This window comes from Pseudarthrobacter sp. NPDC092202 (assembly GCF_044755505.1).
Lineage (GTDB): Bacteria > Actinomycetota > Actinomycetes > Actinomycetales > Micrococcaceae > Arthrobacter.
In genome coordinates this window covers 1-21,011 of sequence record NZ_JBIVRG010000003.1, presented here as the reverse complement: position 1 = coordinate 21,011, position 21,011 = coordinate 1, and the positions used below count along the sequence as shown (strand labels likewise).

The following is a 21,011-nucleotide window of genomic DNA, read 5'->3' as shown; positions in this document are numbered from 1 at the left end:
AAACTACCGGGGACACCAGAAAGCCGCAGTGGGGGACTGCGCGCATCGAAAGGTAGCAAATGTCCCCGTCCTTCCCAGTACTCCGCGCTGTTCCGGCGGCGGCATCGGCAGCCGTCCTGGCGCTCGCAGTGGGCCTGTCCGCGGCCGGGGCCGGAGCGGCTGACTCTCCCGATCCCACCGCCACAACGAGCCCCACCTGCGGTGAATCCTGCGCGGCGGAGCCCACCGAAACGAAACCCGGCGAAGGCCGGACGGACAAGCCAAAGGGACCCGACGAGCCGCCTGGACAGCCCGGCGGACCCGCGCCGGCGCCCCCGGCGGTGTCCCAGCCTCCTGCAATCTCCTCCGAGACGCCCCCGCCCGCCGCGACGGCTCCCGCGGCTCCTGACCCCGCGGAGGCGTTGCCCGAGGAGACCACCACCCCGGAGCCGATGGCTGCCGCACCCGGCACCACGCCGTCGGCCTCTCCCTCCACGGAATCAAACTGGACCAAGCCCGTCACCAGGCCGGCCAGAACCCAGGCCGCAGCCGTTTCCCCCGCCGGCGGTCCGGGACCGGGAGGACCGGATCCCCTGACCATCACGGCCGGTGTCCTGCTGGTGGGAGCCGCGGGACTTGCGTTCGCCTGGTGGGGCAGGACCCGCTTCCGGGCACACTGACGGACGGTGAGGCAAGATAGGTCTGTGACTACAGGACCTGGCCCCGCAGAAAAGACCGCCTCGATGTCCCCGCACCGGACACCCGGTGCAGGAACAGCCACCGGCCGGACACCAAAGGAACCTGAAGCCGTCCCCACCGAAGCGGTCCGCGAGGAATACGAGAACCTCGTGGACCTGGTCAGGAAGTACCGGTTCGCGTACTACCAGGAAGACGCACCGCTGGTTTCCGATGCGGAATTCGATAACCTCTTCCGCCGGCTCGAGGAGATCGAGGCCCTCCACCCCGAACTCGTGGCGAACGACTCGCCAACCCAGGAGGTGGGCGGGGAAGTCTCCGCCGCCTTCGCCGCCGTGGAGCACCTGCAGCGGATGTACAGCCTTGAGGATGTGTTTTCCCTTGAGGAACTGGAAGCGTGGCTCGCGAAGGCGGAGGCCGGCATCGGCAAGCTGGGCGACGGGACCCCTGCCGCAGCTTGGCTGACGGAGCTCAAGATCGACGGCCTGGCCGTGAATCTCCTGTACCGCGACGGGAAGCTGGTCCGGGCAGCCACCCGGGGCGACGGCACCACCGGTGAGGACATCACCCACAACGTCCTCACCATCAAGGAAATCCCGCAGCAGCTCCAGGGCGGGGATTTTCCGGCCGAAATGGAAATCCGTGGGGAAGTGTTCATCCCGTCCCAGGCCTTCGCCGAATTCAACGAAGCCTTGATTGAAGCCGGCAAAGCGCCCCTGGCCAACCCCCGCAACGCCGCCGCGGGTTCGCTCCGGCAGAAGGACCCCGCCGAGACAGCCAAGCGTCCGCTCAAAATGTTCGTCCACGGCATCGGCGCCCGCGAAGGGCTCCAGGCGCGCAGCCAGTCGGAGACCTACAGCCTGCTCAAGGAGTGGGGCCTTCCCGTCAGCCCCTATTCGGAGGTGCTGGGAAGCCGCGGGGAAGTCCTGGATTTCATCAAGCGGTACGGCGAGCAGCGCCACAAGCTGCTGCATGAAATCGACGGCATCGTCATCAAGGTGGACGACTTCGCCACGCAGCGGGCACTGGGCTACACCACCAGGGTTCCGCGCTGGGCTGTGGCCTACAAATATCCGCCGGAGGAAGTGCACACCAAGCTGCTCGACATTTTGGTCAACGTGGGCCGGACCGGCCGTGTAACGCCCTTCGGGATGATGGAACCGGTCAAGGTGGCCGGCTCCACGGTGGAAATGGCCACCCTCCACAACCAGGACGTGGTCAAGGCCAAGGGCGTGAAGATCGGCGACATCGTGATCCTGCGCAAGGCGGGGGACGTCATTCCCGAGATCGTGGGCCCAGTCCTGGCGCTGCGCGACCAGCAGGATCCGCCGGTGCGGGACTTCGTTATGCCCACCGAATGCCCCTCCTGCGGCACGCCGCTGGCTCCGGCCAAGGAGGGCGACGTGGACATCCGCTGCCCCAACGCGAAATCCTGCCCGTCCCAGCTGCGTGAGCGGGTGTTCCACCTTGCCGGCCGGGGAGCCTTCGACATCGAGGCCCTCGGCTGGGAAGCCGCCATAGCGCTGACCCAGCCTGCAGAGCCGGAGGTTCCGCCGCTCACTTCCGAAGCCGCGCTGTTCGACCTCACCCGCGAGGACCTGGCGGCCGTCCGCATCCGGCGGGAGAAGCGGTCCAAGGGCGTCCCCACCGGCGAATACGAACTGGTGCCCTACTTCTACAGCAAGGGCACGGCCAAGGCACCGTCCAAGCCGACCGCCACCACCGAAAAACTCTTCAAGGAACTGGAGAAGGCCAAAACCCAGCCGCTGTGGCGGGTGCTGGTTGCGCTGTCCATCCGGCACGTGGGTCCGCGGGCCTCCCGTGCCCTGGCGACGGCCTTCGGCACCATGGACGCCATCCGCCAGGCGTCGGAGGAGGACCTGGCGCACGTTGACGGGGTGGGCCCCACCATCGCTGCGGCCCTGAAGGAGTGGTTCGCGGAGGACTGGCACCAGGAGATCGTGGACCGCTGGGCCGCCGCGGGGGTCCGGATGGCTGACGAACGCGACGAGTCCATGCCGCGCACGCTCGAAGGGCTGACGGTGGTTGTCACCGGCTCACTGCCGAACTTCAGCCGGGATGAGGCCAAGGAAGCCATCCTGGTCCGGGGCGGTAAGGCGGCGGGTTCCGTTTCCAAGAACACCAGCTACCTGGTGGCCGGCGAGAGCGCCGGAACCAAGCTGGACAAGGCTGAGCAGCTGGGTGTCCCCGTGCTGGACGAGGACGGCTTCCGCCAGCTCCTGGCCGGCGGGCCGGCAGCACTGGAGGCCGGCGCTGAGCCGGAGGCCGGGGTTGAAGGAGAGGGGCCTGAATCTGCGGCCCCTTCAGAACACACTGACGCGGAGGTAACAGCATGACCAGTCCTGCAGCCCTGTTGGAGGTGGCGAAAGCGGCAGCGGCGGCCGGCGCCGCGGTGCTGGCCGGCCGCAACACCGAGGCCCTCCAGGCCAGCAACAAGGGCGACGCCGGCGACTGGGTCACGGCGTTCGACGTCGCGGCAGAGCACGCAGTCCGGGACGTCATCGTGGCCGCCCGCCCCGGGGATGCCATCACCGGCGAGGAACACGGCACCACCAGGCCTGCCGAGCCCACCGGCTACCGCTGGTCCATCGACCCCCTGGACGGCACCACCAACTTCATCCGCAACATCGTCTACTACGCCACCTCCGTGGCTGTCGCCGATGCCGACGGCGCCTGGCTGGCCGGCGTCGTCAACGCCCCTGCGCTGGGCCGCGTCTATTACGCCGCGCGCGGCCAGGGAGCCTGGCTGGAAGAAGCAGGCAGGGTGACCAGGCTTGAGGGGCCCGTCCCGGGCCGGAAGGGCCAGATCCTGGCCACCGGATTCAGCTACGATCCCGGGGTCCGGGCCGAGCAGGCCGCCTTCCTGGCCGGACTGATGGACGGCTTCGCCGACGTCCGGCGGCTGGGATCTGCCGCCCTGGACTTGTGCCTCGTGGCAGACGGGACCCATGATGCCTACGGTGAACGCGGCCTGAACGAGCACGATTTCTCGGCCGGCGCCCTCATCGCGGAAGAAGCCGGCTGCTGGGTCCGGCGGCCGCGCCTGGCCAGTCCGCTGGAAGGCGGGCCCACCGACGCCGACCGCCTGGAGGCCTGGACGTGCGCCGGCGGCCTGGAACTGTCGGGCAAATTCCCGCTGTGAGGCCCGGTACTGTCCTGGAAGTCCGGACTTGGTGGGCGCCTGCCCCACCACACTGATAGTTCGCTCACGAAAAGCGCAGGTTTGCCAGGTGTTACCGGCGGGTACCACTACCATTGACGGGTGCAGCCGCAGATAAGAGTCCGTCCCGCCGTCGAAGCAGATTACGACGCCGTTGCCCGCATCACGCGCGATTCCTACCTCGCCGCGGGCTACTTCGAGGACGCCGACCACCCCTACATGCGCAAAGTCCAGGACGTTGCTCTGCGGGCCGGGCATGCCACCATCTGGGTAGCCGAGCGGGACGGAGTAGTGGTGGGCTCGGTGACGCTGGCCCGCGCCGGGGAGCCGTACGCGGACATCGCCCTTGAGGATGAGCTGGAGTTCCGCATGCTGGTGGTGGATCCTGCCGTGCAGCGGAGCGGCGCAGGCAAGGCCATGGTGGAAGCCATCCTGGACTACGCCAGGCGGCTCGAGGGCGTTAAGGCCGTTGCGCTCACCACCGGCCAAACCTGGGAAAGCGCCCACGGCCTGTACCGCAAAACAGGCTTCCTCCGAGTGCCCGAGCGTGACTGGCTGGTCCCCGGAACTGACATAAAGCTGCTGGTTTACCGCCTCGACGTGTAGCCGCCCTACAGTGGTGCCGACCCAATCCAGCAGTGAAAGGCCCACCATGCGCAAAACCTTCGGCACCGGTTCCGTCTGGGAACAGACCCTCGGCTACTCCCGGGCCGTCCAGGTGGACAGCACCCTCTTCATCTCCGCCACCGCTGCAAGCGGCGAGGACGGAATCGTGGGGGAGGACTTCTATACCCAGACGCAGTACATCCTGCAGAAACTCGGCAAGGTCCTGGCTGACGCCGGCTTCGGCTTCGAGGACGTCGTCCAGTCAAAGCTCTACCTCACGGACATCAGCAAGTGGGAAGACGCCGGCCGGGCCCATGGCGAGGTCTTCGGTGACATCCGCCCAACCCTTTCCCTGGTGCACGTCCTGCCGTTCCTTGACCCGAAGATGCTCGTCGAGATCGAGCTTGTGGCGCAGAAGAGCACCAGCTAGGAGATCTTCCCTGGGCCCACCTAGGGCGTGGCGGGGAGCCCGTAGCGGTGCTCCGGCCTCCCCGTCGTTCCGTAACGCAGCTGGATGTCCACGGCGCCGTCGTCCGCCAGGGAGGACAGGTACCGCTGCGCGGTGGCGCGGGAAACCCCCACCCGCCCGGCCACCTCGGCGGCCGAGTACTGCTCGCCGGGTACCAGGGATTCCAGCACTGCCGCCTCGGTGGCCGAGCGCGGCCTTGACGACGGCGTGACGTCCCCGGGGATCAGGGCGCGCTTGGCGCGCTCCACCGCCTCCTGGTCCAGGGCGCCGGGCTGCCCCAGCAGGCGCCGGTACCGCGCATACGACCGCAGCTGCTGGGACAGGGCGTCGGAGGTGAAGGGCTTCAGCAGGTAACCCAGCGCGCCCCGGCGGAAGGCCACCCGGACGGAAACGGCGTCGGAGGCTGCGGTCAGCATGATGGTGTCCACATCTAGCTGCTGGAGCAGGTCCAGCCCGGACGCGTCCGGCAGGTAGACGTCCAGCAGCACCAGGTCCGGCCTCAGGCTGTGGATGGACTGCAGCGCCAGCGACGCGGTGCCCACCGGTGCCAGCGCCATGAACCCCGCCACGGAATCCACGTAGGCGGCATGAAGCTTGGCGACGTGGAAGTCGTCGTCCACGATCAGCACCCGAAAATCTTCAGGCATGGGTGTCCTTTCCGGCTCTGTTTGTCCTGCCAGGCGTTCCTGCCGTGGTTCCCGGCAGGGTGGCCATGAATACTGCGCCTGGTCCGCCCGGGCAGCCGGGCTCCAGGACTCTGACGTCCCCGCCGCGCCGCCGGGCCAGCTGGCGCGCCAACGCCAGCCCGAACCCCTGGCCGCCGCTGCCGTTCCGGGCAAGCGGTCCTGACGCGGTGCTGAAACCTTCCGCGAAGATAGCCTCCGGGTCCGTTCCCTGTGCCAGCCCATCACCCGAGTCGGCGACGACGATGTGGAGCGTGCCGCCGTCGTCGTCCGGCTCGTCCAGTACCTCGAGCTCCACCCAGCGGTCCGTCGAGGAGCCAGCCACCGCGGCGTTGACCGCGTTGTCGATCAGGTTGCCGAGCACTGTGGTGACGTCCTGGGCCTCAGCCACCTGGCCCCGGACCAGGGTTTCCGGGCCGATCCGCAGCGCCACGCCGCGCTCGTCCGCCTCCACGCCCTTCGCACCCACGAAGGCCTGCAGGTACGGGTCCTGGAGCAGCTCGGCCTGGTCCACCGGGAATTTCAGCGGCCCGGTGGCTGCCAGCCGTGCAAGGTACTCGCGTGCCTGCTGGTGCTGGCCGATGCTCATGAACCCGGCAATGGTGTGCAGCTGGTTGGCGAACTCGTGGCGCTGGGCCCGCAGCGCCGTGGACATGGTTCCCACGGCATCCAGCTGCCGGGTGAGCTGCTGAAGCTCCGTGCGGTCGCGGAGCATCACCACCCAGCCGAGGTCCTCCGTCCGGTGCAGGGCCTTGCGCGCGTTGGCCACCAGCACGCGCCCGCCCGCCACCAGCTCAAACGCGCCAGGGCTGGCGGAGCCTGCCCGGGTGAGGGACTTCAGCTGGTAAGGCACCTGAGCGTCCTCCCAGCGGCTGCCGGCCAGGTCCGGCAGTTCCAGCAGCCGTTGGGCGGCGGCGTTGAACACCGTGATCCGGCCGTCGGCGGAGACGCCGATGACGCCGTCGTCCACGCCCTGGAGGACTGCCACCTGGTCGTGGACCAGGGTGCTGATCTCCTCAGGTTCCAGCCCCAGGGTGAGCCGCTGCAGCCGGCGGCGCAACAGGAAGGAACCCAGCACGCCCGCCAGCAGCGCCCCGGTTGCGGTGAGGGCAACGGGGCCGATATCCCGTGCCACGCTCTGGCCCACCGTTTCCATGGAGTAACCCACGCTGACCTCGCCCACCACAGTGCTGCTGTCCGGCGCGTAGACGGGAACCTTCGCCCCGGCAGAGGGCCCCAGCGTTCCCGTGTTCCGCGTGGTGACCTCCCGGCCGGCCAGGGCCTCGGACGGATCGGTACTGACCTTTTCGCCCAGGCGTTCCGGGTCCGGGTGGGCCAGGCGCAGGCCTGTCTCGTCCGTGATCACCACGAACAGGGCGCCGGTCCGGATCCGTGCCGCTTCAGCCGCTTCCATCAGGGGGCCGGCCGCGAGTTCGGCAGGCGGGGGAGTGCCGGGCTGCTGGCTGATCGCCAGCACGTCCGCCCGCACCGAGGCATCGGAGGCCACCGTCCGCGCCAGTGTCAGAGCCTGGTTTTCCGCTTCGCTGCCCACCCTGTCGTAGGTGAGCCAGGCGTGCACGGCGGCGCTGAAAAGCACAACCAGCAGCACCACGGACAACTGGAGCAGGAGGGTCTGGGTGGAGAACCGCAACGGCCGGCGGGGCGCGGAACGCTGCATGATCCTCCTTGATCCGGGATTTTTATGCACCGGGCGGCGGGACCGGCGGCAGCGGCAATGGACAGAGTGGCGGCGGTGAGCACAATGAGCAAAATGCTCCCAATAAGCAGTATGCCAATCAATTGAGCCAAAGGCACGGCCGTGACGGCCGCCACCCTACAGTCTGTAGCACGCGTCACACCGCTGTGCCGCTGTTCACATAGTAAGGAGCCGGCCGTGCTGGTATTACTTGGATTCGCAATGATCGCGGTATTCATGGTGCTGATCATGACGAAGAAGTTGACGCCAGTGCTGGCGTTGATCATCGTCCCCACTGTTTTTGGCCTCTTCGCCGGGGCCGGCCTGGGCATAGGCGACATGGTCATGGAGTCCATGAAGTCCATGACCTCAACCGCAGCCCTGCTGATGTTCGCCATCATCTACTTCGGCCTGATGATCGACGTCGGGCTGTTCGACCCCCTGGTCCGGTTCATCCTCCGCAAGCTCGGCAACGACCCCGCCAAGGTGGTCCTGGGAACCGCCATCCTCGCAGCCGCCGTCTCCCTCGACGGCGACGGCTCCACCACCTTCATCCTCACCACCGCAGCCATGCTGCCCATCTACCTCCGGCTGAAGATGAGCCCCGTGGTTCTCACCTGCGTGGCCGGCCTGGCCAACGGCACCATGAACATCGTGCCGTGGGGCGGCCCCACCGCCCGCGCCGCCAGCGCCCTGAACATCGACGTCAACGACGTCTTCGTCCCAATGATCCCGTCCCTCCTGGCCGGCATCGTCGTCGTCTTCGCCTTCGCCTGGCTGCTCGGCCTGCAGGAGCGCAACCGCCTCCGGGCCACCCAGCCGGAAATCTGGGGAACGCCGTCTACGGCAGAGCCCTTCACTGCCGAGGCTTTCGACGGCGGCACACACGCTTCCGGCGGCGCAGGTACCGGCCGCGGACGCAAGGTGACCAACCCCGGCGGAGCAGCCCCCGCCGTCGGAAGTTCTTCCGTTGCCGTCCTGGAACGCACCGAGGACCTGGTGGACGAACACGACACCGCCATGGCGGACACCGCCCTGGACCCCAACCGCAAGACCCTGCGTCCCAAGCTGCAGTGGTTCAACCTGGGCCTCACTGTCGCCGTCATGGGCATGCTGATCGCCGACCTCGTGCCGCTGCCGTACGTCTTCATGGTGGGTTCCGCGATCGCCCTGCTGGTCAACTTCCCCAACGTCAAGGACCAGGCCGCGCAGATCGTGGCCCACGCACCGTCTGTTGTCGCCGTGGTGAGCATGGTCATGGCCGCGGCAGTCCTCACCGGCGTCCTCACCGGTACCGGCATGGTGGAAGCGATGTCCGCGTGGCTGGTCCAGATCATCCCCTCCAGCATGGGCCCGCTCATGGCCGTCATCACCGGCGTCCTGAGCATCCCCATGACGTTCTTCATGAGCAACGACGCCTTCTACTTCGGTGTGCTGCCCGTCCTCAGCGAGACGGCCGGCCACTACGGAATCAGCGCCGCCGAGATGGCCCGCGCCTCCATCACGGGCCAGCCGTTCCACATGCAGAGCCCGCTGGTTCCCGCCATCCTGCTGCTGGTATCACTGGCCAAGGTTGACCTGGGCGACCACCACAAGAAGGTCCTGTGGCGCAGCGCCGTGGTGTCCCTGGTCATGCTGGGAATTGGCATGCTGACCGGAGCCATCGGAATCGGTTAGTCTATAGCTGCCGTGCTGACGCCATTCGTTGGCGGATCCCGGCATAAAGGTGCCCGTCTGACGCCCGCTGGGGGATGTCAGACGGGCATCATTGTTTCCCCACTAGAATGGATCGGAAATCAATTCGAACTTTGCAGGGGAGATCCATGGCTGCGATCAACCGTGACGACGTCGCGCATCTCGCGCGGCTCGCTCACATTGAGATGAGTGACCAAGAGCTGGACAGGATGGCCGGAGAACTCGCCGTCATCGTCGATTCGGTCAAATCCGTCAGTCAGGCCGCCGGAGACGATGTCCCGGCCACCTCACATCCCATCCCGCTGAGCAACGTGTTCCGCGAAGACGTTGTGGGCCACACCTTCACCGCGGAACAGGCGCTCTCAGGAGCCCCGGATTCCGATGACAACCGTTTCAAGGTCCCGGCAATCCTGGATGAGGCATAACCCATGACTGAAACCCACGAACTGATCCGCCTCTCTGCAGCGGAGCTTGCGGAAAAGCTGGCAGCCGGCGAGGTCACCTCCGTCGAGGTTACCCAGGCCTACCTGGACCGGATTGCGGAGGTCGACGGCGGCGAACGCGGCGTCAACGCCTTCCTGCACGTCAACGCCGAGGAGGCGCTCGCCGTCGCCGCCGAGGTGGACGCCATCCGCGCCGCCGGCGGCGCCGGGGCCGAGACGCTGCATGTCCTGGCCGGCGTCCCCATCGCCGTCAAGGACCTCATCGTCACCATCGGACAGCCCACCACCGCGGGCTCCAAGATCCTCGAGGGCTGGCACAGCCCGTACGACGCCACCGTGGTGGAACGCCTGCGCGCGGCGAAGATGCCCATCCTGGGCAAGACCAACCTGGACGAATTCGCCATGGGCTCCTCCACCGAGCACTCCGCCTTCGGACCCACCCGCAACCCGTGGGACCTGGACCGCATTCCGGGCGGCTCCGGCGGCGGGTCCGCGGCAGCCGTCGCCGCCTTCGAGGCACCCCTCGCACTGGGGACGGACACCGGCGGCTCCATCCGCCAGCCCGGCGCCGTCACCGGCACCGTGGGCGTAAAGCCCACGTACGGAAGCGTGTCCCGGTACGGCGCCATCGCCATGGCGTCCTCCCTGGACCAGATCGGCCCTGTATCGCGGACCGTACTGGACTCCGCGCTCCTGCACCAGGTCATCGGCGGGCACGATCCCCGCGATTCCACCTCGCTCCCGGACCCGCTGGCCGACCTCGTGGCCGCAGCGAAGACCGGCAACGTTGAGGGCATGCGGATTGGCATCATCAAGGAACTGCACGGCGAGGGCTACCAGGCCGGCGTCGAAAACCGCTTCAATGACTCCCTGGAGCTCCTCAAGGAGGCCGGCGCGGAAATCGTTGAGGTCTCCTGCCCCAACTTCCAGTACGCCCTGGGCGCCTACTACCTGATCATGCCCTCCGAGGCTTCCTCCAACCTCGCCAAGTTCGACGGCGTCCGGTACGGCCTGCGCGTCCTCCCCGAGGACGGCCCCATGACCATCGAACGCGTCATGGGCGCCACCCGCGCCGCCGGCTTCGGCGACGAAGTCAAACGCCGCATCATCCTGGGCACCTATGCGCTGAGCGCCGGCTACTACGACGCCTACTACGGCTCGGCCCAGAAGGTACGCACGCTGGTGCAGCGCGACTTTGATGCCGCCTTCACCGTGGCGGACGTGCTGATTTCGCCCACCGCCCCCACCACGGCCTTCCGCCTCGGCGAAAAGCTGGACGACCCCCTGGCCATGTACCTCAACGACGTCGCCACCATCCCGGCGAACCTCGCCGGCGTGCCAGGCCTGTCCCTGCCCGGCGGCCTTGCAGACGAGGACGGCCTGCCCGTGGGCATCCAGTTGTTGGCCCCCGCCCGCGAGGACGCCCGCCTGTACCGCGTGGGCGCCGTGCTCGAGTCGCTGCTTGAAGCCAAGTGGGGCGGACCGCTGCTGGCGCAGGCACCCGAGCTTGCCGCCGCCGCGGCCGGGCCCGTCGACACCCTTGTTGGAAGCCAGGAGGCAAAGTAATGAACACAGAGGCAATCCTGAGCTTCGAAGAAGCCATGGAGAAGTACGATCCCGTCCTGGGGTTCGAGGTCCACGTGGAGCTCAACACCAAGACCAAGATGTTCTCTTCCGCGCCCAACGTCTTCGGTGACGAGCCCAACACCAACGTCAACGAGGTGGACCTGGGCATGCCCGGCGTCCTGCCCGTGGTGAACAAGACGGCGGTGGAGTCCTCCATCAAGATCGGCCTGGCGCTCAACTGCAAGATCGCCGAGAACTGCCGGTTTGCCCGGAAGAACTACTTCTACCCGGACACCCCCAAGAACTTCCAGACGTCCCAGTACGACGAACCCATCGCGTACGACGGCTACCTGGACATCGAACTCTCCGACGGCACCGTGTTCCGGGTGGAGATCGAGCGCGCCCACATGGAGGAGGACGCCGGAAAGCTGACCCACATGGGCGGCGCCACCGGCCGCATCCACGGCGCAGACTTCTCCCTGGTGGACTACAACCGCGCTGGCGTCCCGCTCGTGGAAATCGTCACCAAGCCCATTGAGGGAGCAGGCTCCCGGGCGCCCGAACTGGCCAAGGCCTACGTGGCGGCGGTCCGGGAGATCGTCAAGAACCTCGGCGTCTCCGATGCCCGGATGGAACGCGGAAACGTGCGCTGCGACGCCAACGTTTCGCTGCGCCCGCACGGCCGTGAAAGGTTCGGCATCCGGTCCGAAACCAAGAACGTGAACTCGCTGCGCGCCGTCGAACATGCCGTCCGCTACGAGATCCAGCGCCACGCCGCCGTCCTGGACGCCGGCAACCCGGTAGTGCAGGAAACCCGCCACTGGCATGAGGACACCCGGACCACCACGTCCGGCCGGCCCAAGTCCGACGCCGACGACTACCGCTACTTCCCGGAACCGGACCTGGTTCCCGTGGTGGCCTCGCGCGAATGGGTTGAGGAACTGCGCGCCACCCTGCCCGAGCCGCCGGCCGCCCGCCGGAAGCGCCTGCAGGCCGACTGGGGCTACTCGGACCTCGAATTCCGCGACGTGGTGAACGCCGGCGTCATGGACGAGATTGAGGAAACCATTGCCGCCGGGGCCTCGGCCTCCGTGGCACGCAAGTGGTGGATGGGCGAGATCGTGGGCCGTGCGAAGAACGCCGACGTCGACCCCGGCCAGCTCGGCGTCCAGCCCGCCACCATCGTGGAGCTCGCACGCATGGTGGAAGAGGGCAAGATCAACAACAAGATGGCCACGGAGGTCCTGGACGGCGTCCTGGCCGGCGAAGGCACCCCCGCTGAGATCGTGGAGAAGCGCGGCCTGGCCGTGGTCTCCGACGACGGGCCCCTGCTCGAAGCCATCGACGCCGCGCTGGCCGCCCAGCCCGGCGTCGCGGACAAGATCCGCGGCGGCAAGGTCCAGGCCGTTGGCGCCATCGTGGGCGGAGTCATGAAAGCCACCCGCGGCCAGGCCGACGCTGCCCGCGTCCGGGAGCTTATCCTGGAGAAGCTGGGCGTCACCGCCTAGCCCCTCCTGCCCAACCGGGTAGCAGCAGACGTCGTTTGAGCCTTCATAGCGACACCTGCTGCTACCCGGTTTTGTTTAATTAGTACTCGCATCCCACTGCCCGCGCACTACTCGTGTGCGGCGGTGCAGCGCGGCCCTAAACTGAACCACCAGGGCGCAGGGCCAAGGGAAAATGCCCTGCCGTTGTTGTGGGAGGTATGGGTATGCCGGTAAGGAAGCCGCTGGGATTCCGCAAGGCTGCGCTCGGTGGAGCGGTGGCACTCGCGCTGACCGGGACGGGGGTGGTGTTCGCCTGGGCCGCGAACGAGCCTCCGTCGCCTGCACCGCCGTCGTCCTCGCCGCCGGGAAAGTCAGGCAATGCCCCTGGACAGAACAAAGCGCCGGACCAGGGCAAGGCGCCGGGGCGGGACAAACCGGACAAGGCCCCGCGCCCGCAGCACCTGCACAGTGAGAGCGTGGTCAAACAGGCTGACGGGACTTTCGAAACCGAGGTGAGCCAGCGCGGGACGGTGGAGTCAGTCAGCGACACCTCCATCACTGTCAGGAGTGAGGACGGCCATACCCAGGCTTACGCCGTCAACGCCGAGACGAAGGTGGCACAGATGCCACCTGCCCCGGCGGACGGCGCGGCTGCAAAGGACGACGGCGGCAAACGGCTGAAGCCTTCAGCCGGTACCATCGCGGACATCGCCACGGGCGACGTTGTCCGGATCTCCGGAGCGAAGAACGGCGAAACCGTGACGGCGCAGCGGATCATCGAAGGTGCAGGCGGGGGTCCCGGATTGGGACTGGGCCGCGGCCAAGGACACGGCAGGGGCCCCAAGTAGGTAGCAGCAAATATCGTATTCAGCCTCATAACGACATCAACTGCTACCCGGTATGGGTCAGCCCTGTTCCACCAGCTCCGCCATGATGCCCTGCAGCGCCTCGCACACCATGGTTACGGACCGCCGCTTCAGGTTTTCCGGCCTGGCCAGCAGGTCGATCCGGCGCCGCGTGCTGATTCCTTCGAGCGGCCGCAGCACGATGCCGGGGTTCAGTACCGGCCCCGCCGTGTATCTGGGGAGCAGACCCACCACGCCGCCGGCGGCAACCAGGGCTGCCACCGTGGAGTAATCGTTGATCCGGTGGACAATGTTCAGTTCGCGGCTGGAAACGGCGGCGACGGCGGTCAGCACATCGGCGGGGGAGTAGCCGGCGTGGCTGGTCACCCAGGCCTCACCGCCGACGTCGTCCGCTGTCACGGCGGCCTTGGCGGCGAGGGGGTGCCCGGCAGCCAAAGCCACATCCAGGGGTTCGTGGGCCAGCGGGATCACTGTCACCCGCTCAGCAGGCCAGCGGGGGCTGTGGTCCATGCGGTGCGCGAGCACCAGGTCATAGCGTGCGGTGAGGGCGGGAAAGTCCTGCTGGGCCACGTCCTCGTCCGAGAGTCCTATCCGTGGCTGTCCCGGGGCGGCGAGGATCCGGGCAAGCGGGGCGAAGAGTGCCTGCCCGGCGCTGTGGAATCCGCAGAGGCTCACTTTGCCGGCAGCGGAACCGTGGTAGTTCCCGATCGCATCCTTGGCGTCTGCCATGGCGCTGACGACGGCGGCCCCCGCGTCGGCGAGCACCTGGCCTGCCTCCGTGAGCACCAGGGTGCGGCCCTCCTTGCGGGTGAGGGGCACCTCGACTTTCCGCTGCAGCAGGGCCAGCTGCTGGGAAACCGCAGAGGGGGTCACCATGAGGGTGTCGGCCACTGCCTTCACGCTTCCGAGGGCGCCCAGTTCCCGAAGGATTTCAAGCTGGTGGATCTCCATTCCAGCATTTTACGCATTAGGAACAGCTACATCGTCGATTGAGTATTTTGCTGTTGTGCTAAAGCTTCTTCCTCGCTGTAATGAGGGAGGCAGGACCTGCCAATGATCAGACAAAGAGTGAGGAAGCCGATGAAGGCTTTGTACAAGCCCGGACCGCAGGCCGGCTTCGAGCTGGTGGACCGCCCCGAGCCCGTGGCTGGGCCGGCTGATGTGAAGATCCGGGTCATGACCACGGGCATCTGCGGCACCGACCTCCACATCCAGTCGTGGGACTCCTGGGCGCAGGGGATCATTGAAGCTCCCCTCATCCCGGGCCACGAGTTCTACGGCGAAGTGGTGGAAATCGGCGAGGACGTCCGGGACGTCAAAGTAGGCGACCGTGTGTCCGGCGAAGGCCACGTGGTGTGCGGGATCTGCCGGAACTGCCGCGCCGGCAGGCGGCAGATGTGCATCCACACCGTCAGCGTGGGCGTCCAGCGTGACGGTGCGTTCGCGGAATACGTGGTGATCCCCGAAACCAATGCCTGGGTCCACCATGATCCCTCGGTCACTCCCGAGCTCGGTGCCATCTTCGATCCCTTTGGCAATGCCGTGCACACCGCACTGAGCTTTCCCCTGGTTGGCGAGGACGTGCTCATCACCGGTGCCGGACCCATCGGGCTGATGGCCATCGCCGTCGCCCGCCACGCAGGCGCCCGCAAAATCGCTATCACCGATGTCTCGCGTCCGCGCCTTGAGCTTGCCCGCCAGCTGGGAGCGGACCTAGCCATCGACGTTTCCACCACCCGCGTGCGGGATGCCCAGCGGGACCTGGGCATGCGTGAGGGCTTTGACATCGGCATGGAAATGTCCGGCCACCCGGGGGCGCTGCCGGAGATGATCGACAACATGAACCACGGCGGCCGGATCGCCATGCTGGGACTTCCCAGCCAGGACATCATCATCGACTGGGGCAAGGTGGTCACCCACATGCTCACGCTCAAGGGCATCTACGGCCGTGAAATGTACGAAACCTGGTACGCCATGAGCGCCATGCTCTCGTCCAACCCCGTGCTGCACGCAGGAATTTCCGCCGTCGTCACTGACACGCTTCCTGCCGGCCAGTGGGAAAAAGGCTTCGACCTTGCCCGCAGCGGCGCAGGTGGCAAAGTTGTCCTTGACTGGACCCAACTCTAAGGAACACCATGTACACCTCGATCAAGGACCAGCTGCGCACCGAGCTGGACGACATCCGCAGCGCGGGCCTCTTCAAGACCGAACGCCGCATCAGTTCCCCGCAGTCCAGCCACATCACGGCCGGACAGATCGGGCAGCCGGGCGCTGACGTGCTGAACTTCTGCGCCAACAACTACCTGGGCCTGGCGGACCATCCGGACATCATCCACGCGGCCAAGGACGCCATGGACGAGCGTGGCTTCGGCATGGCCAGCGTGCGGTTCATCTGCGGCACCCAGGACCTGCACCTGGACCTCGAATCCCGGGTCTCCCGGTTCTTGGGCACCGAGGACACCATCCTGTTCTCCAGCTGCTTCGACGCCAACGGTGGGGTCTTCGAATCGCTCTTCGGGCCTGAGGATGCCATCATCTCGGATGCGTTGAACCACGCGTCCATCATCGACGGGATCCGCCTCTGCAAGGCACAGCGGTACCGGTACGCCAACCAGGACATGGCGGACCTCGAGGCGAAGCTCGTTGAGGCGAAGGATGCCCGCCGCAAGATCATTGTCACGGACGGCGTCTTTTCCATGGACGGTTACCTGGCCCCGCTGCAGGCCATCTGCGATCTCGCCGAGAAGCACGACGCACTGGTCATGGTGGATGACTCCCACGCCGTCGGCTTCATGGGTGCCACCGGCGCCGGCACGCCCGAACACGCAGGCGTGTCCCACCGGGTGGACATCTACACCGGCACGTTCGGCAAAGCGCTGGGCGGAGCGTCCGGAGGCTACGTGTCCGGCCGCGGGGAAGTGGTGGCCATGCTCCGGCAGCGGGCCCGCCCCTACCTCTTCTCCAACTCGGTTGCTCCGGCCATTGTCGCGGCCACCATCAAAGCCCTGGACCTGGTGGAGAACTCGGCGGGACTGCGGCGCACGCTTTTCGAGAACGCGGCCCTGTTCCGGCGCCGGATGACCGACGAGGGCTTCGACCTCCTGCCCGGCGAACACGCCATTGTGCCGGTGATGTTCGGCGACGCCGTGCTGGCCGCGAAGGTGGCTGACCGGATGCTGCAGCACGGCGTCTTCGTCACAGCCTTCAGCTTTCCCGTGGTTCCGCGGGGTGCCGCGCGGATCCGTGTGCAGCTATCGGCCGCGCACTCAGCGGACGACGTCGAAACCTGCGTGCGTGCTTTCGTCGCCAGCCGTGCCGAGGCGGCAGGCCAGGAACAGTAGCGCTGGAAGCCAAGTCTGCGAGGATGGAGAAATGGCAGCACATTACGATGTCCTGATTGTCGGCGGCGGCATTGCCGGACTGTCCCTGGCGTCCGCGCTGGCTGGCAGGTGCAGCGTGGCGCTGGTGGAGGCGGAGCAGGAACTGGCGTACCACACGTCGTCCCGCTCGGCCCGGCAGTTCATTCCCAGCTACGGCCCGCCCGTGGTCCAGGAACTCACTGTCCGGACCCTTGAGCTGCTCGCCGCGCGTGATGCTGAACTGCCCGAACCCATCCTGACGCCCCGCAGCTTCATGCTGATCGGCACGGAGGACGGGGTGGCCGCGGAAGGCAGCGGACTGATGCGTTCCATTACCCCCGCTGAGGCGTTGGAGCTGTGCCCGGCGCTGGTCCCCGGAACGTTCCAGGCCGCAGGACTGGATGAGGGGTCCTTTGGCTGCGATGCGCCGCTCCTGCTGGCAGACCACCGGCAGCGCGCTGAGGCTGCCGGGGTGGACATCATTACCGGCGCCAGGGTGCACACCGCCCAACGTCTTGGTTCCGGTTGGCAGGTGGGTGCCGGCACCGAGGGCTTCCAGGCAGGTGTCATGGTCAACGCTGCCGGAGCCTGGGCGGACGAGCTTGCCGTCATCAGCGGCGTGGAAAAGCTTGGACTCCAGCCGTACCGGCGCACGGCGGCGATTGCCGCCGTCGACCATCCCCTGCCTGAACACAGCCCGATGGTGGCGGCGGCGGACAAATCATTCTATTTCCGGCGCGACGGGGACGACGTGCTCATTTCGCCCTCCGAATCGGAGCCCAGCGGGCCTGAGGATGCCCGGCCCCGGCCCGGCGACATTGAGCGGCTGGTGGACAAGTTGAACGAAATCACCACGCTGGGAATCACGGAAGTCCGCAGGGCATGGACGGGGCTGCGCACGGAGGCGGCCGATGGTGTACCGGTGGCGGGGTTCGACGCCGAAGCGCCGGGCTTCTACTGGCTCGCCGGCCAGGGCGGCTACGGCTTCCAAACGTCCTCCGCCATGGCTGAGCTCGCGGCCGCCCAGATTCTGGCGGGCCAGGGCACTGCGGGACAGGGGACTGCAGCCGTGACGGCGGGTCCGGAATCCCGGACAGCGCAGGCACTGGCAGCCACCCGCTGGTCCGTGCGGCGCTGAAGAATGGCTTTATGAGTACCTTGATCACCAATATCGCCGAGTTGATGACGCAGGACCTGGAACACCGGGTCCTGAAGGACGCTGCGGTGGTGATTGAGGGCGAGCGGATTTCATGGATCGGCGCCGCTGCCAGTGCCCCGGCCGCCGATGACGCCGTGGATGCGGGCGGCCGGGCCGTGCTGCCCGGCTGGGTGGACTCCCACACGCACCTGCTGTTCGCAGGGGACCGGACTGCCGAGTTCGAGGCGCGGATGGCGGGGGAGTCCTATGCGGCCGGCGGCATCGCGGTCACTATGGGCGCTACCCGGGGCACCTCGGATTTTGACCTGACCCGCCTGGCGCTTGGCCGTGTTGACGAGGCCGTGTCGCAGGGGACCACCTATGTTGAGACGAAGACCGGCTACGGCCTGGACGTTGAGCACGAAACCCGGAGTGCACGGATTGCCTCCACCGTGGCGGACCAGGTCACGTTCCTGGGGGCCCACCTGGTTCCCGCCGGGCAGGACCCGGAGGAATATACCGACCTGGTCTGCGGTCCCATGCTGGCGGCTGTCCGGCCTTTTGTGCAGTGGGCAGACGTCTTTTGCGAGGAAGGCGCCTTCACGGCGGAACAGTCCCGGCGGGTCCTGCTGGCCTGCCGTGACGCCGGCCTGGGGCTCCGGGTCCATGGAAACCAGCTGGGTGAAGGCCCGGGCGTGCAGCTCGCGGTAGAGCTCGAAGCCGCCAGCGTGGACCACGTGAACTACCTCAACGCCAGGGATGTTGCCGCTTTGGCCGGGACCTGGACCGGCTGGGATGCGGCAACCGGCAGTGGCAGCCGCGGCACGGTTGCCACCTGCCTGCCGGCCTGCGACCTTTCCACCCGCCAGCCGCTGGCTCCTGCCCGGGCGCTCCTGGATGCCGGCGTCCAGGTTGCGCTGGCGTCCAACTGCAATCCCGGCACGTCCTACACAAGTTCCATGGCGTTTTGTGTGGCCACAGCCGTGCTGCAGATGCGCCTCAGCGTCCATGAAGCTGTTCGGGCGGCCACGTACGGGGGCGCCCTGGCGTTGCACAAGGACAAAGGGAACGACGCCGACGGCGAGCGGGCGGTGGGGTCCCTCGCCGTCGGCCATCGGGCGGATCTGCATGTCCTCAATGCGCCGTCGGCCACGCACCTGGCTTACCGGCCGGGCATGCCACTGGCATACGCTGTATGGCGGGCAGGGAAACAGGCGCGGTAAGCACCAGACTCGTATGACGTTAGGTGATCGTTTGAGGTCTGTTATGATCAGAAAACGTCATCGAGATGGGTGGCGGGAGTATCTGGAGGCCCTGCATGACCCGCACCGACCGATTGACGGCAATCCTCGACCTCCTCGCGCGGACCGGCCAGGTGGAAGTCGAAGAGATCGTTACCACCCTGAATGTCTCGCCGGCCACCGCCCGGCGCGATCTGGACAGCCTTGCCAAACGCCGGCTGCTCACCCGGACCCGGGGCGGTGCCACCACCGGAGCCCTTGCCTACGACCTGCCTGGCCGCTACAACCGTGAGGATCACGCCGAGGCCAAGGAACAGATTGCCCAGGCTGCTTCAGCGCTGATAGCCCCAGGCGCCGTCATCGGATTGTGCGGCGGGACTACCAGCACCGCACTGGCGCAGATCCTGGCAACCCGGGAAGACCTTAACGCACCTTCCAACCAGCCCACGCTGACAGTTGTTACGAACGCCATCAACATCGCGTCGCAGTTGGCGGTCCGGCCCAGCATCAAAGTGATGGTTACAGGCGGGATCCTCAATCCACGGTCCTATGAGCTGGTGGGTCCGTACACGGACATCATCATGCAGAAGGTGGTGCTGGACATCGCCTTTATCGGCGTGAACGGCATTGATCCCGAAGTGGGGCCAACCAACACGGGAGAGGGTGAGGCCTCAGTTAACGCCCTCCTTGCAAGCAGGGCACGGGTGTCCTATGTCCTGGCGGATTCGTCCAAGGTGGGCGTGCGCGCCTTCGCCACTATGGACGGGTACAACTTCACCCGGCTGATTACGGATTCCGGAATCTCGGCGCAGGACAAGGCTGCCTTCGAAGCCAACGGCACGGAAGTGATCGTCGCCGCCGGCTAACCGGCACCCGGCCCTGCGGTTCCCCTGGTGGCATACAGGCCTGTGCCTGCGTGACACTGGAAGGGCAATCAGCCCTGATCCAGAAACTGAAGGCAAGATGGGAACATGCTGGTTCCCTCCCGCCGTCGCCTGCGGCTTGAAGTCTGGATTGTCCTGGGCCTGTCTTTGGGGCAGTCTGCTGTGTACTCCGTGGTGCAGCTCCTGGACAAGATGACCCGTGCGCCGCTGGCTGAAGGCACCTCTACGCTTAACCGCTCGCAGAGCACCCGCGAATATTTTGACCTGACGTACCAGTTGCTGGACATCCTCTTCGCGCTGGTTCCCGTGCTGCTGGTGCTCTACTTCCTCACCGACCAGCGGCAGGCGCCGTCCGGCCATGGCAGCAACCCGGGTTCAGCCTTCCAGAAGCTGGGCTTCAACTTCGCCCGCCCCGGCCGGGACCTGCTCCAGGGCCTGGGTCTGGCGGCCCTGATCGGCGTTCCTTCACTGGGCCTGTACGCCGCGGGCAGGGCCTTGGGGATTACGACGGCCATCATTCCCAGCGCACTGGACGCGTACTGGTGGACGGTGCCGGTGCTGATCCTGTCGGCGCTCCGCCATGCCGTGGTGGAGGAGGTCATCGTGGTGGGTTACCTGATGAACCGCTTCGGAAAGTTTGGCTGGAGCATTCCGCTGTCAATCATGGCAAGCTCGCTGCTTCGCGGTACGTACCATCTGTATCAGGGCTTTGGCCCCTTCATCGGCAACGTGGTGATGGGCATCGTCTTCGCGCGGCTGTACACCCGCACGCGGCGCGTGATGCCGCTTGTTATAGCCCACGCGTTGCTCGACATCGTGGCCTTCGTGGGCTTCAGCCTGTTCGGCAAGGCTGTCGGGCTGGGCTAAGCCTTCGCGGCAGCGTCAGGCCCTGTTACCAGCACGACGGCGGGCGGGAAGTGCCGGCTAAGCCTCGATCCACCGATGAGCCTTCGGCTGGCCGTCCTGGCGTGACCGGTGCGAGATGATGCGCCGCGGGCAGGGGTGTGTTCCGGGCGTCGCAT

Annotated in this window: 19 protein-coding genes; 16 read left to right on the top strand and 3 right to left on the bottom strand. The window is 67.0% G+C overall.

All coding sequences use genetic code 11. The annotated features are described in order from the left end of the window. Positions 1-59 precede the first annotated feature (59 nt). The 5 genes from ACIQF4_RS06415 to ACIQF4_RS06395 all read left to right on the top strand — a co-directional run bounded on the left by ACIQF4_RS06415 (position 60) and on the right by ACIQF4_RS06395 (position 4,892). The gene (locus ACIQF4_RS06415; RefSeq protein WP_400515473.1) at positions 60-659 is read left to right on the top strand and encodes a hypothetical protein; all 600 of its coding nucleotides are present in this window, start codon (positions 60-62) and stop codon (positions 657-659) included. 24 nt (positions 660-683) lie between these two features. After that, on the top strand, positions 684-3,032 hold the full coding sequence (ligA, locus tag ACIQF4_RS06410) for an NAD-dependent DNA ligase LigA (RefSeq protein ID WP_400515475.1): 2,349 nt from the start codon (positions 684-686) through the stop codon (positions 3,030-3,032). Next, entirely contained in the window at positions 3,029-3,838 is an 810-nt protein-coding gene (locus tag ACIQF4_RS06405; RefSeq protein ID WP_400515477.1) for an inositol monophosphatase family protein, read from the top strand. The genes ligA and ACIQF4_RS06405 overlap by 4 nt, the downstream gene beginning before the upstream one ends. 120 nt (positions 3,839-3,958) lie before the next feature. Next, positions 3,959-4,462, top strand: coding sequence for a GNAT family N-acetyltransferase (locus tag ACIQF4_RS06400; protein WP_400515478.1), 504 nt, complete (start codon positions 3,959-3,961; stop codon positions 4,460-4,462). A 46-nt stretch (positions 4,463-4,508) separates the two neighbouring features. Continuing rightward, a complete protein-coding gene (locus ACIQF4_RS06395) occupies positions 4,509-4,892 on the top strand; it encodes a RidA family protein (RefSeq protein WP_400515480.1) in 384 nt (127 codons plus the stop codon). Between the two features lie 20 nt (positions 4,893-4,912). On the opposite strand, the gene ACIQF4_RS06390 is transcribed toward ACIQF4_RS06395, so the two are convergent. Both ACIQF4_RS06390 and ACIQF4_RS06385 read right to left on the bottom strand, forming a co-directional pair. Next, the gene (locus ACIQF4_RS06390; protein ID WP_231454422.1) at positions 4,913-5,578 is read right to left on the bottom strand and encodes a response regulator; all 666 of its coding nucleotides are present in this window, start codon (positions 5,576-5,578) and stop codon (positions 4,913-4,915) included. Beyond that, the gene (locus tag ACIQF4_RS06385) at positions 5,571-7,292 is read right to left on the bottom strand and encodes an ATP-binding protein (protein WP_400515482.1); all 1,722 of its coding nucleotides are present in this window, start codon (positions 7,290-7,292) and stop codon (positions 5,571-5,573) included. Before ACIQF4_RS06385 ends, ACIQF4_RS06390 begins: the two co-directional genes overlap by 8 nt. A 183-nt stretch (positions 7,293-7,475) precedes the next feature. On the opposite strand from ACIQF4_RS06385, the gene ACIQF4_RS06380 reads away from it, so the two are divergent. The 5 genes from ACIQF4_RS06380 to ACIQF4_RS06360 all read left to right on the top strand — a co-directional run bounded on the left by ACIQF4_RS06380 (position 7,476) and on the right by ACIQF4_RS06360 (position 13,349). Continuing rightward, positions 7,476-8,987, top strand: a complete 1,512-nt coding sequence (locus tag ACIQF4_RS06380; protein WP_400515512.1) for a CitMHS family transporter — start codon at positions 7,476-7,478, stop codon at positions 8,985-8,987. A 146-nt stretch (positions 8,988-9,133) separates the two neighbouring features. Then, positions 9,134-9,430 (top strand): Asp-tRNA(Asn)/Glu-tRNA(Gln) amidotransferase subunit GatC, encoded by a 297-nt coding sequence (gene gatC, locus ACIQF4_RS06375; protein WP_059319419.1) that lies wholly within the window; start codon positions 9,134-9,136, stop codon positions 9,428-9,430. A gap of 3 nt (positions 9,431-9,433) precedes the next feature. Next, entirely contained in the window at positions 9,434-11,014 is a 1,581-nt protein-coding gene (gatA, locus tag ACIQF4_RS06370; RefSeq protein WP_400515484.1) for an Asp-tRNA(Asn)/Glu-tRNA(Gln) amidotransferase subunit GatA, read from the top strand. Next, a complete protein-coding gene (gatB, locus tag ACIQF4_RS06365; RefSeq protein ID WP_350003721.1) occupies positions 11,014-12,522 on the top strand; it encodes an Asp-tRNA(Asn)/Glu-tRNA(Gln) amidotransferase subunit GatB in 1,509 nt (502 codons plus the stop codon). The genes gatA and gatB overlap by 1 nt, the downstream gene beginning before the upstream one ends. Before the next feature lie 203 nt (positions 12,523-12,725). Beyond that, on the top strand, positions 12,726-13,349 hold the full coding sequence (locus ACIQF4_RS06360; protein ID WP_400515487.1) for a hypothetical protein: 624 nt from the start codon (positions 12,726-12,728) through the stop codon (positions 13,347-13,349). 57 nt (positions 13,350-13,406) lie between these two features. Here the strand turns inward: ACIQF4_RS06360 and ACIQF4_RS06355 are convergent, their stop codons facing one another. Continuing rightward, positions 13,407-14,318: a LysR family transcriptional regulator gene (locus ACIQF4_RS06355; RefSeq protein ID WP_350003719.1), complete on the bottom strand. Its 912-nt coding sequence runs from the start codon at positions 14,316-14,318 to the stop codon at positions 13,407-13,409. A gap of 129 nt (positions 14,319-14,447) precedes the next feature. On the opposite strand from ACIQF4_RS06355, the gene tdh reads away from it, so the two are divergent. The 6 genes from tdh to ACIQF4_RS06325 all read left to right on the top strand — a co-directional run bounded on the left by tdh (position 14,448) and on the right by ACIQF4_RS06325 (position 20,856). After that, on the top strand, positions 14,448-15,494 hold the full coding sequence (gene tdh, locus ACIQF4_RS06350) for an L-threonine 3-dehydrogenase (protein WP_350003813.1): 1,047 nt from the start codon (positions 14,448-14,450) through the stop codon (positions 15,492-15,494). 8 nt (positions 15,495-15,502) lie between these two features. Beyond that, positions 15,503-16,708, top strand: coding sequence for a glycine C-acetyltransferase (locus ACIQF4_RS06345; RefSeq protein WP_400515490.1), 1,206 nt, complete (start codon positions 15,503-15,505; stop codon positions 16,706-16,708). Positions 16,709-16,739: 31 nt separating this feature from the next. Next, complete coding sequence (locus ACIQF4_RS06340) at positions 16,740-17,864, top strand: NAD(P)/FAD-dependent oxidoreductase (RefSeq protein ID WP_400515492.1); 1,125 nt, start codon at positions 16,740-16,742, stop codon at positions 17,862-17,864. An 11-nt stretch (positions 17,865-17,875) separates the two neighbouring features. Continuing rightward, positions 17,876-19,087 carry an imidazolonepropionase gene (gene hutI / locus ACIQF4_RS06335; protein WP_400515494.1) on the top strand — a complete coding sequence of 404 codons (1,212 nt, stop codon included), beginning with the start codon at positions 17,876-17,878 and terminating at the stop codon, positions 19,085-19,087. 95 nt (positions 19,088-19,182) lie between these two features. After that, positions 19,183-19,971 carry a DeoR/GlpR family DNA-binding transcription regulator gene (locus tag ACIQF4_RS06330; protein WP_350003715.1) on the top strand — a complete coding sequence of 263 codons (789 nt, stop codon included), beginning with the start codon at positions 19,183-19,185 and terminating at the stop codon, positions 19,969-19,971. 105 nt (positions 19,972-20,076) lie between these two features. Continuing rightward, the gene (locus ACIQF4_RS06325) at positions 20,077-20,856 is read left to right on the top strand and encodes a CPBP family intramembrane glutamic endopeptidase (RefSeq protein WP_400515496.1); all 780 of its coding nucleotides are present in this window, start codon (positions 20,077-20,079) and stop codon (positions 20,854-20,856) included. Positions 20,857-21,011: the final 155 nt, after the last annotated feature.

Excerpts from the sequence above, each read along its gene's own strand:
- ACIQF4_RS06415 (WP_400515473.1), top strand. The coding sequence starts at position 60 with ATGTCCCCGTCCTTCCCAGTACTCCGCGCTGTTCCGGCGGCGGCATCG.
- ACIQF4_RS06405 (WP_400515477.1), top strand. The coding sequence starts at position 3,029 with ATGACCAGTCCTGCAGCCCTGTTGGAGGTGGCGAAAGCGGCAGCGGCG.
- ACIQF4_RS06395 (WP_400515480.1), top strand. The coding sequence starts at position 4,509 with ATGCGCAAAACCTTCGGCACCGGTTCCGTCTGGGAACAGACCCTCGGC.
- ACIQF4_RS06390 (WP_231454422.1), bottom strand. The coding sequence starts at position 5,578 with ATGCCTGAAGATTTTCGGGTGCTGATCGTGGACGACGACTTCCACGTC.
- ACIQF4_RS06385 (WP_400515482.1), bottom strand. The coding sequence starts at position 7,292 with ATGCAGCGTTCCGCGCCCCGCCGGCCGTTGCGGTTCTCCACCCAGACC.
- gatC (WP_059319419.1), top strand. The coding sequence starts at position 9,134 with ATGGCTGCGATCAACCGTGACGACGTCGCGCATCTCGCGCGGCTCGCT.
- gatA (WP_400515484.1), top strand. The coding sequence starts at position 9,434 with ATGACTGAAACCCACGAACTGATCCGCCTCTCTGCAGCGGAGCTTGCG.
- gatB (WP_350003721.1), top strand. The coding sequence starts at position 11,014 with ATGAACACAGAGGCAATCCTGAGCTTCGAAGAAGCCATGGAGAAGTAC.
- ACIQF4_RS06360 (WP_400515487.1), top strand. The coding sequence starts at position 12,726 with ATGCCGGTAAGGAAGCCGCTGGGATTCCGCAAGGCTGCGCTCGGTGGA.
- ACIQF4_RS06355 (WP_350003719.1), bottom strand. The coding sequence starts at position 14,318 with ATGGAGATCCACCAGCTTGAAATCCTTCGGGAACTGGGCGCCCTCGGA.
- tdh (WP_350003813.1), top strand. The coding sequence starts at position 14,448 with ATGAAGGCTTTGTACAAGCCCGGACCGCAGGCCGGCTTCGAGCTGGTG.
- ACIQF4_RS06345 (WP_400515490.1), top strand. The coding sequence starts at position 15,503 with ATGTACACCTCGATCAAGGACCAGCTGCGCACCGAGCTGGACGACATC.
- ACIQF4_RS06340 (WP_400515492.1), top strand. The coding sequence starts at position 16,740 with ATGGCAGCACATTACGATGTCCTGATTGTCGGCGGCGGCATTGCCGGA.
- hutI (WP_400515494.1), top strand. The coding sequence starts at position 17,876 with ATGAGTACCTTGATCACCAATATCGCCGAGTTGATGACGCAGGACCTG.
- ACIQF4_RS06330 (WP_350003715.1), top strand. The coding sequence starts at position 19,183 with ATGACCCGCACCGACCGATTGACGGCAATCCTCGACCTCCTCGCGCGG.
- ACIQF4_RS06325 (WP_400515496.1), top strand. The coding sequence starts at position 20,077 with ATGCTGGTTCCCTCCCGCCGTCGCCTGCGGCTTGAAGTCTGGATTGTC.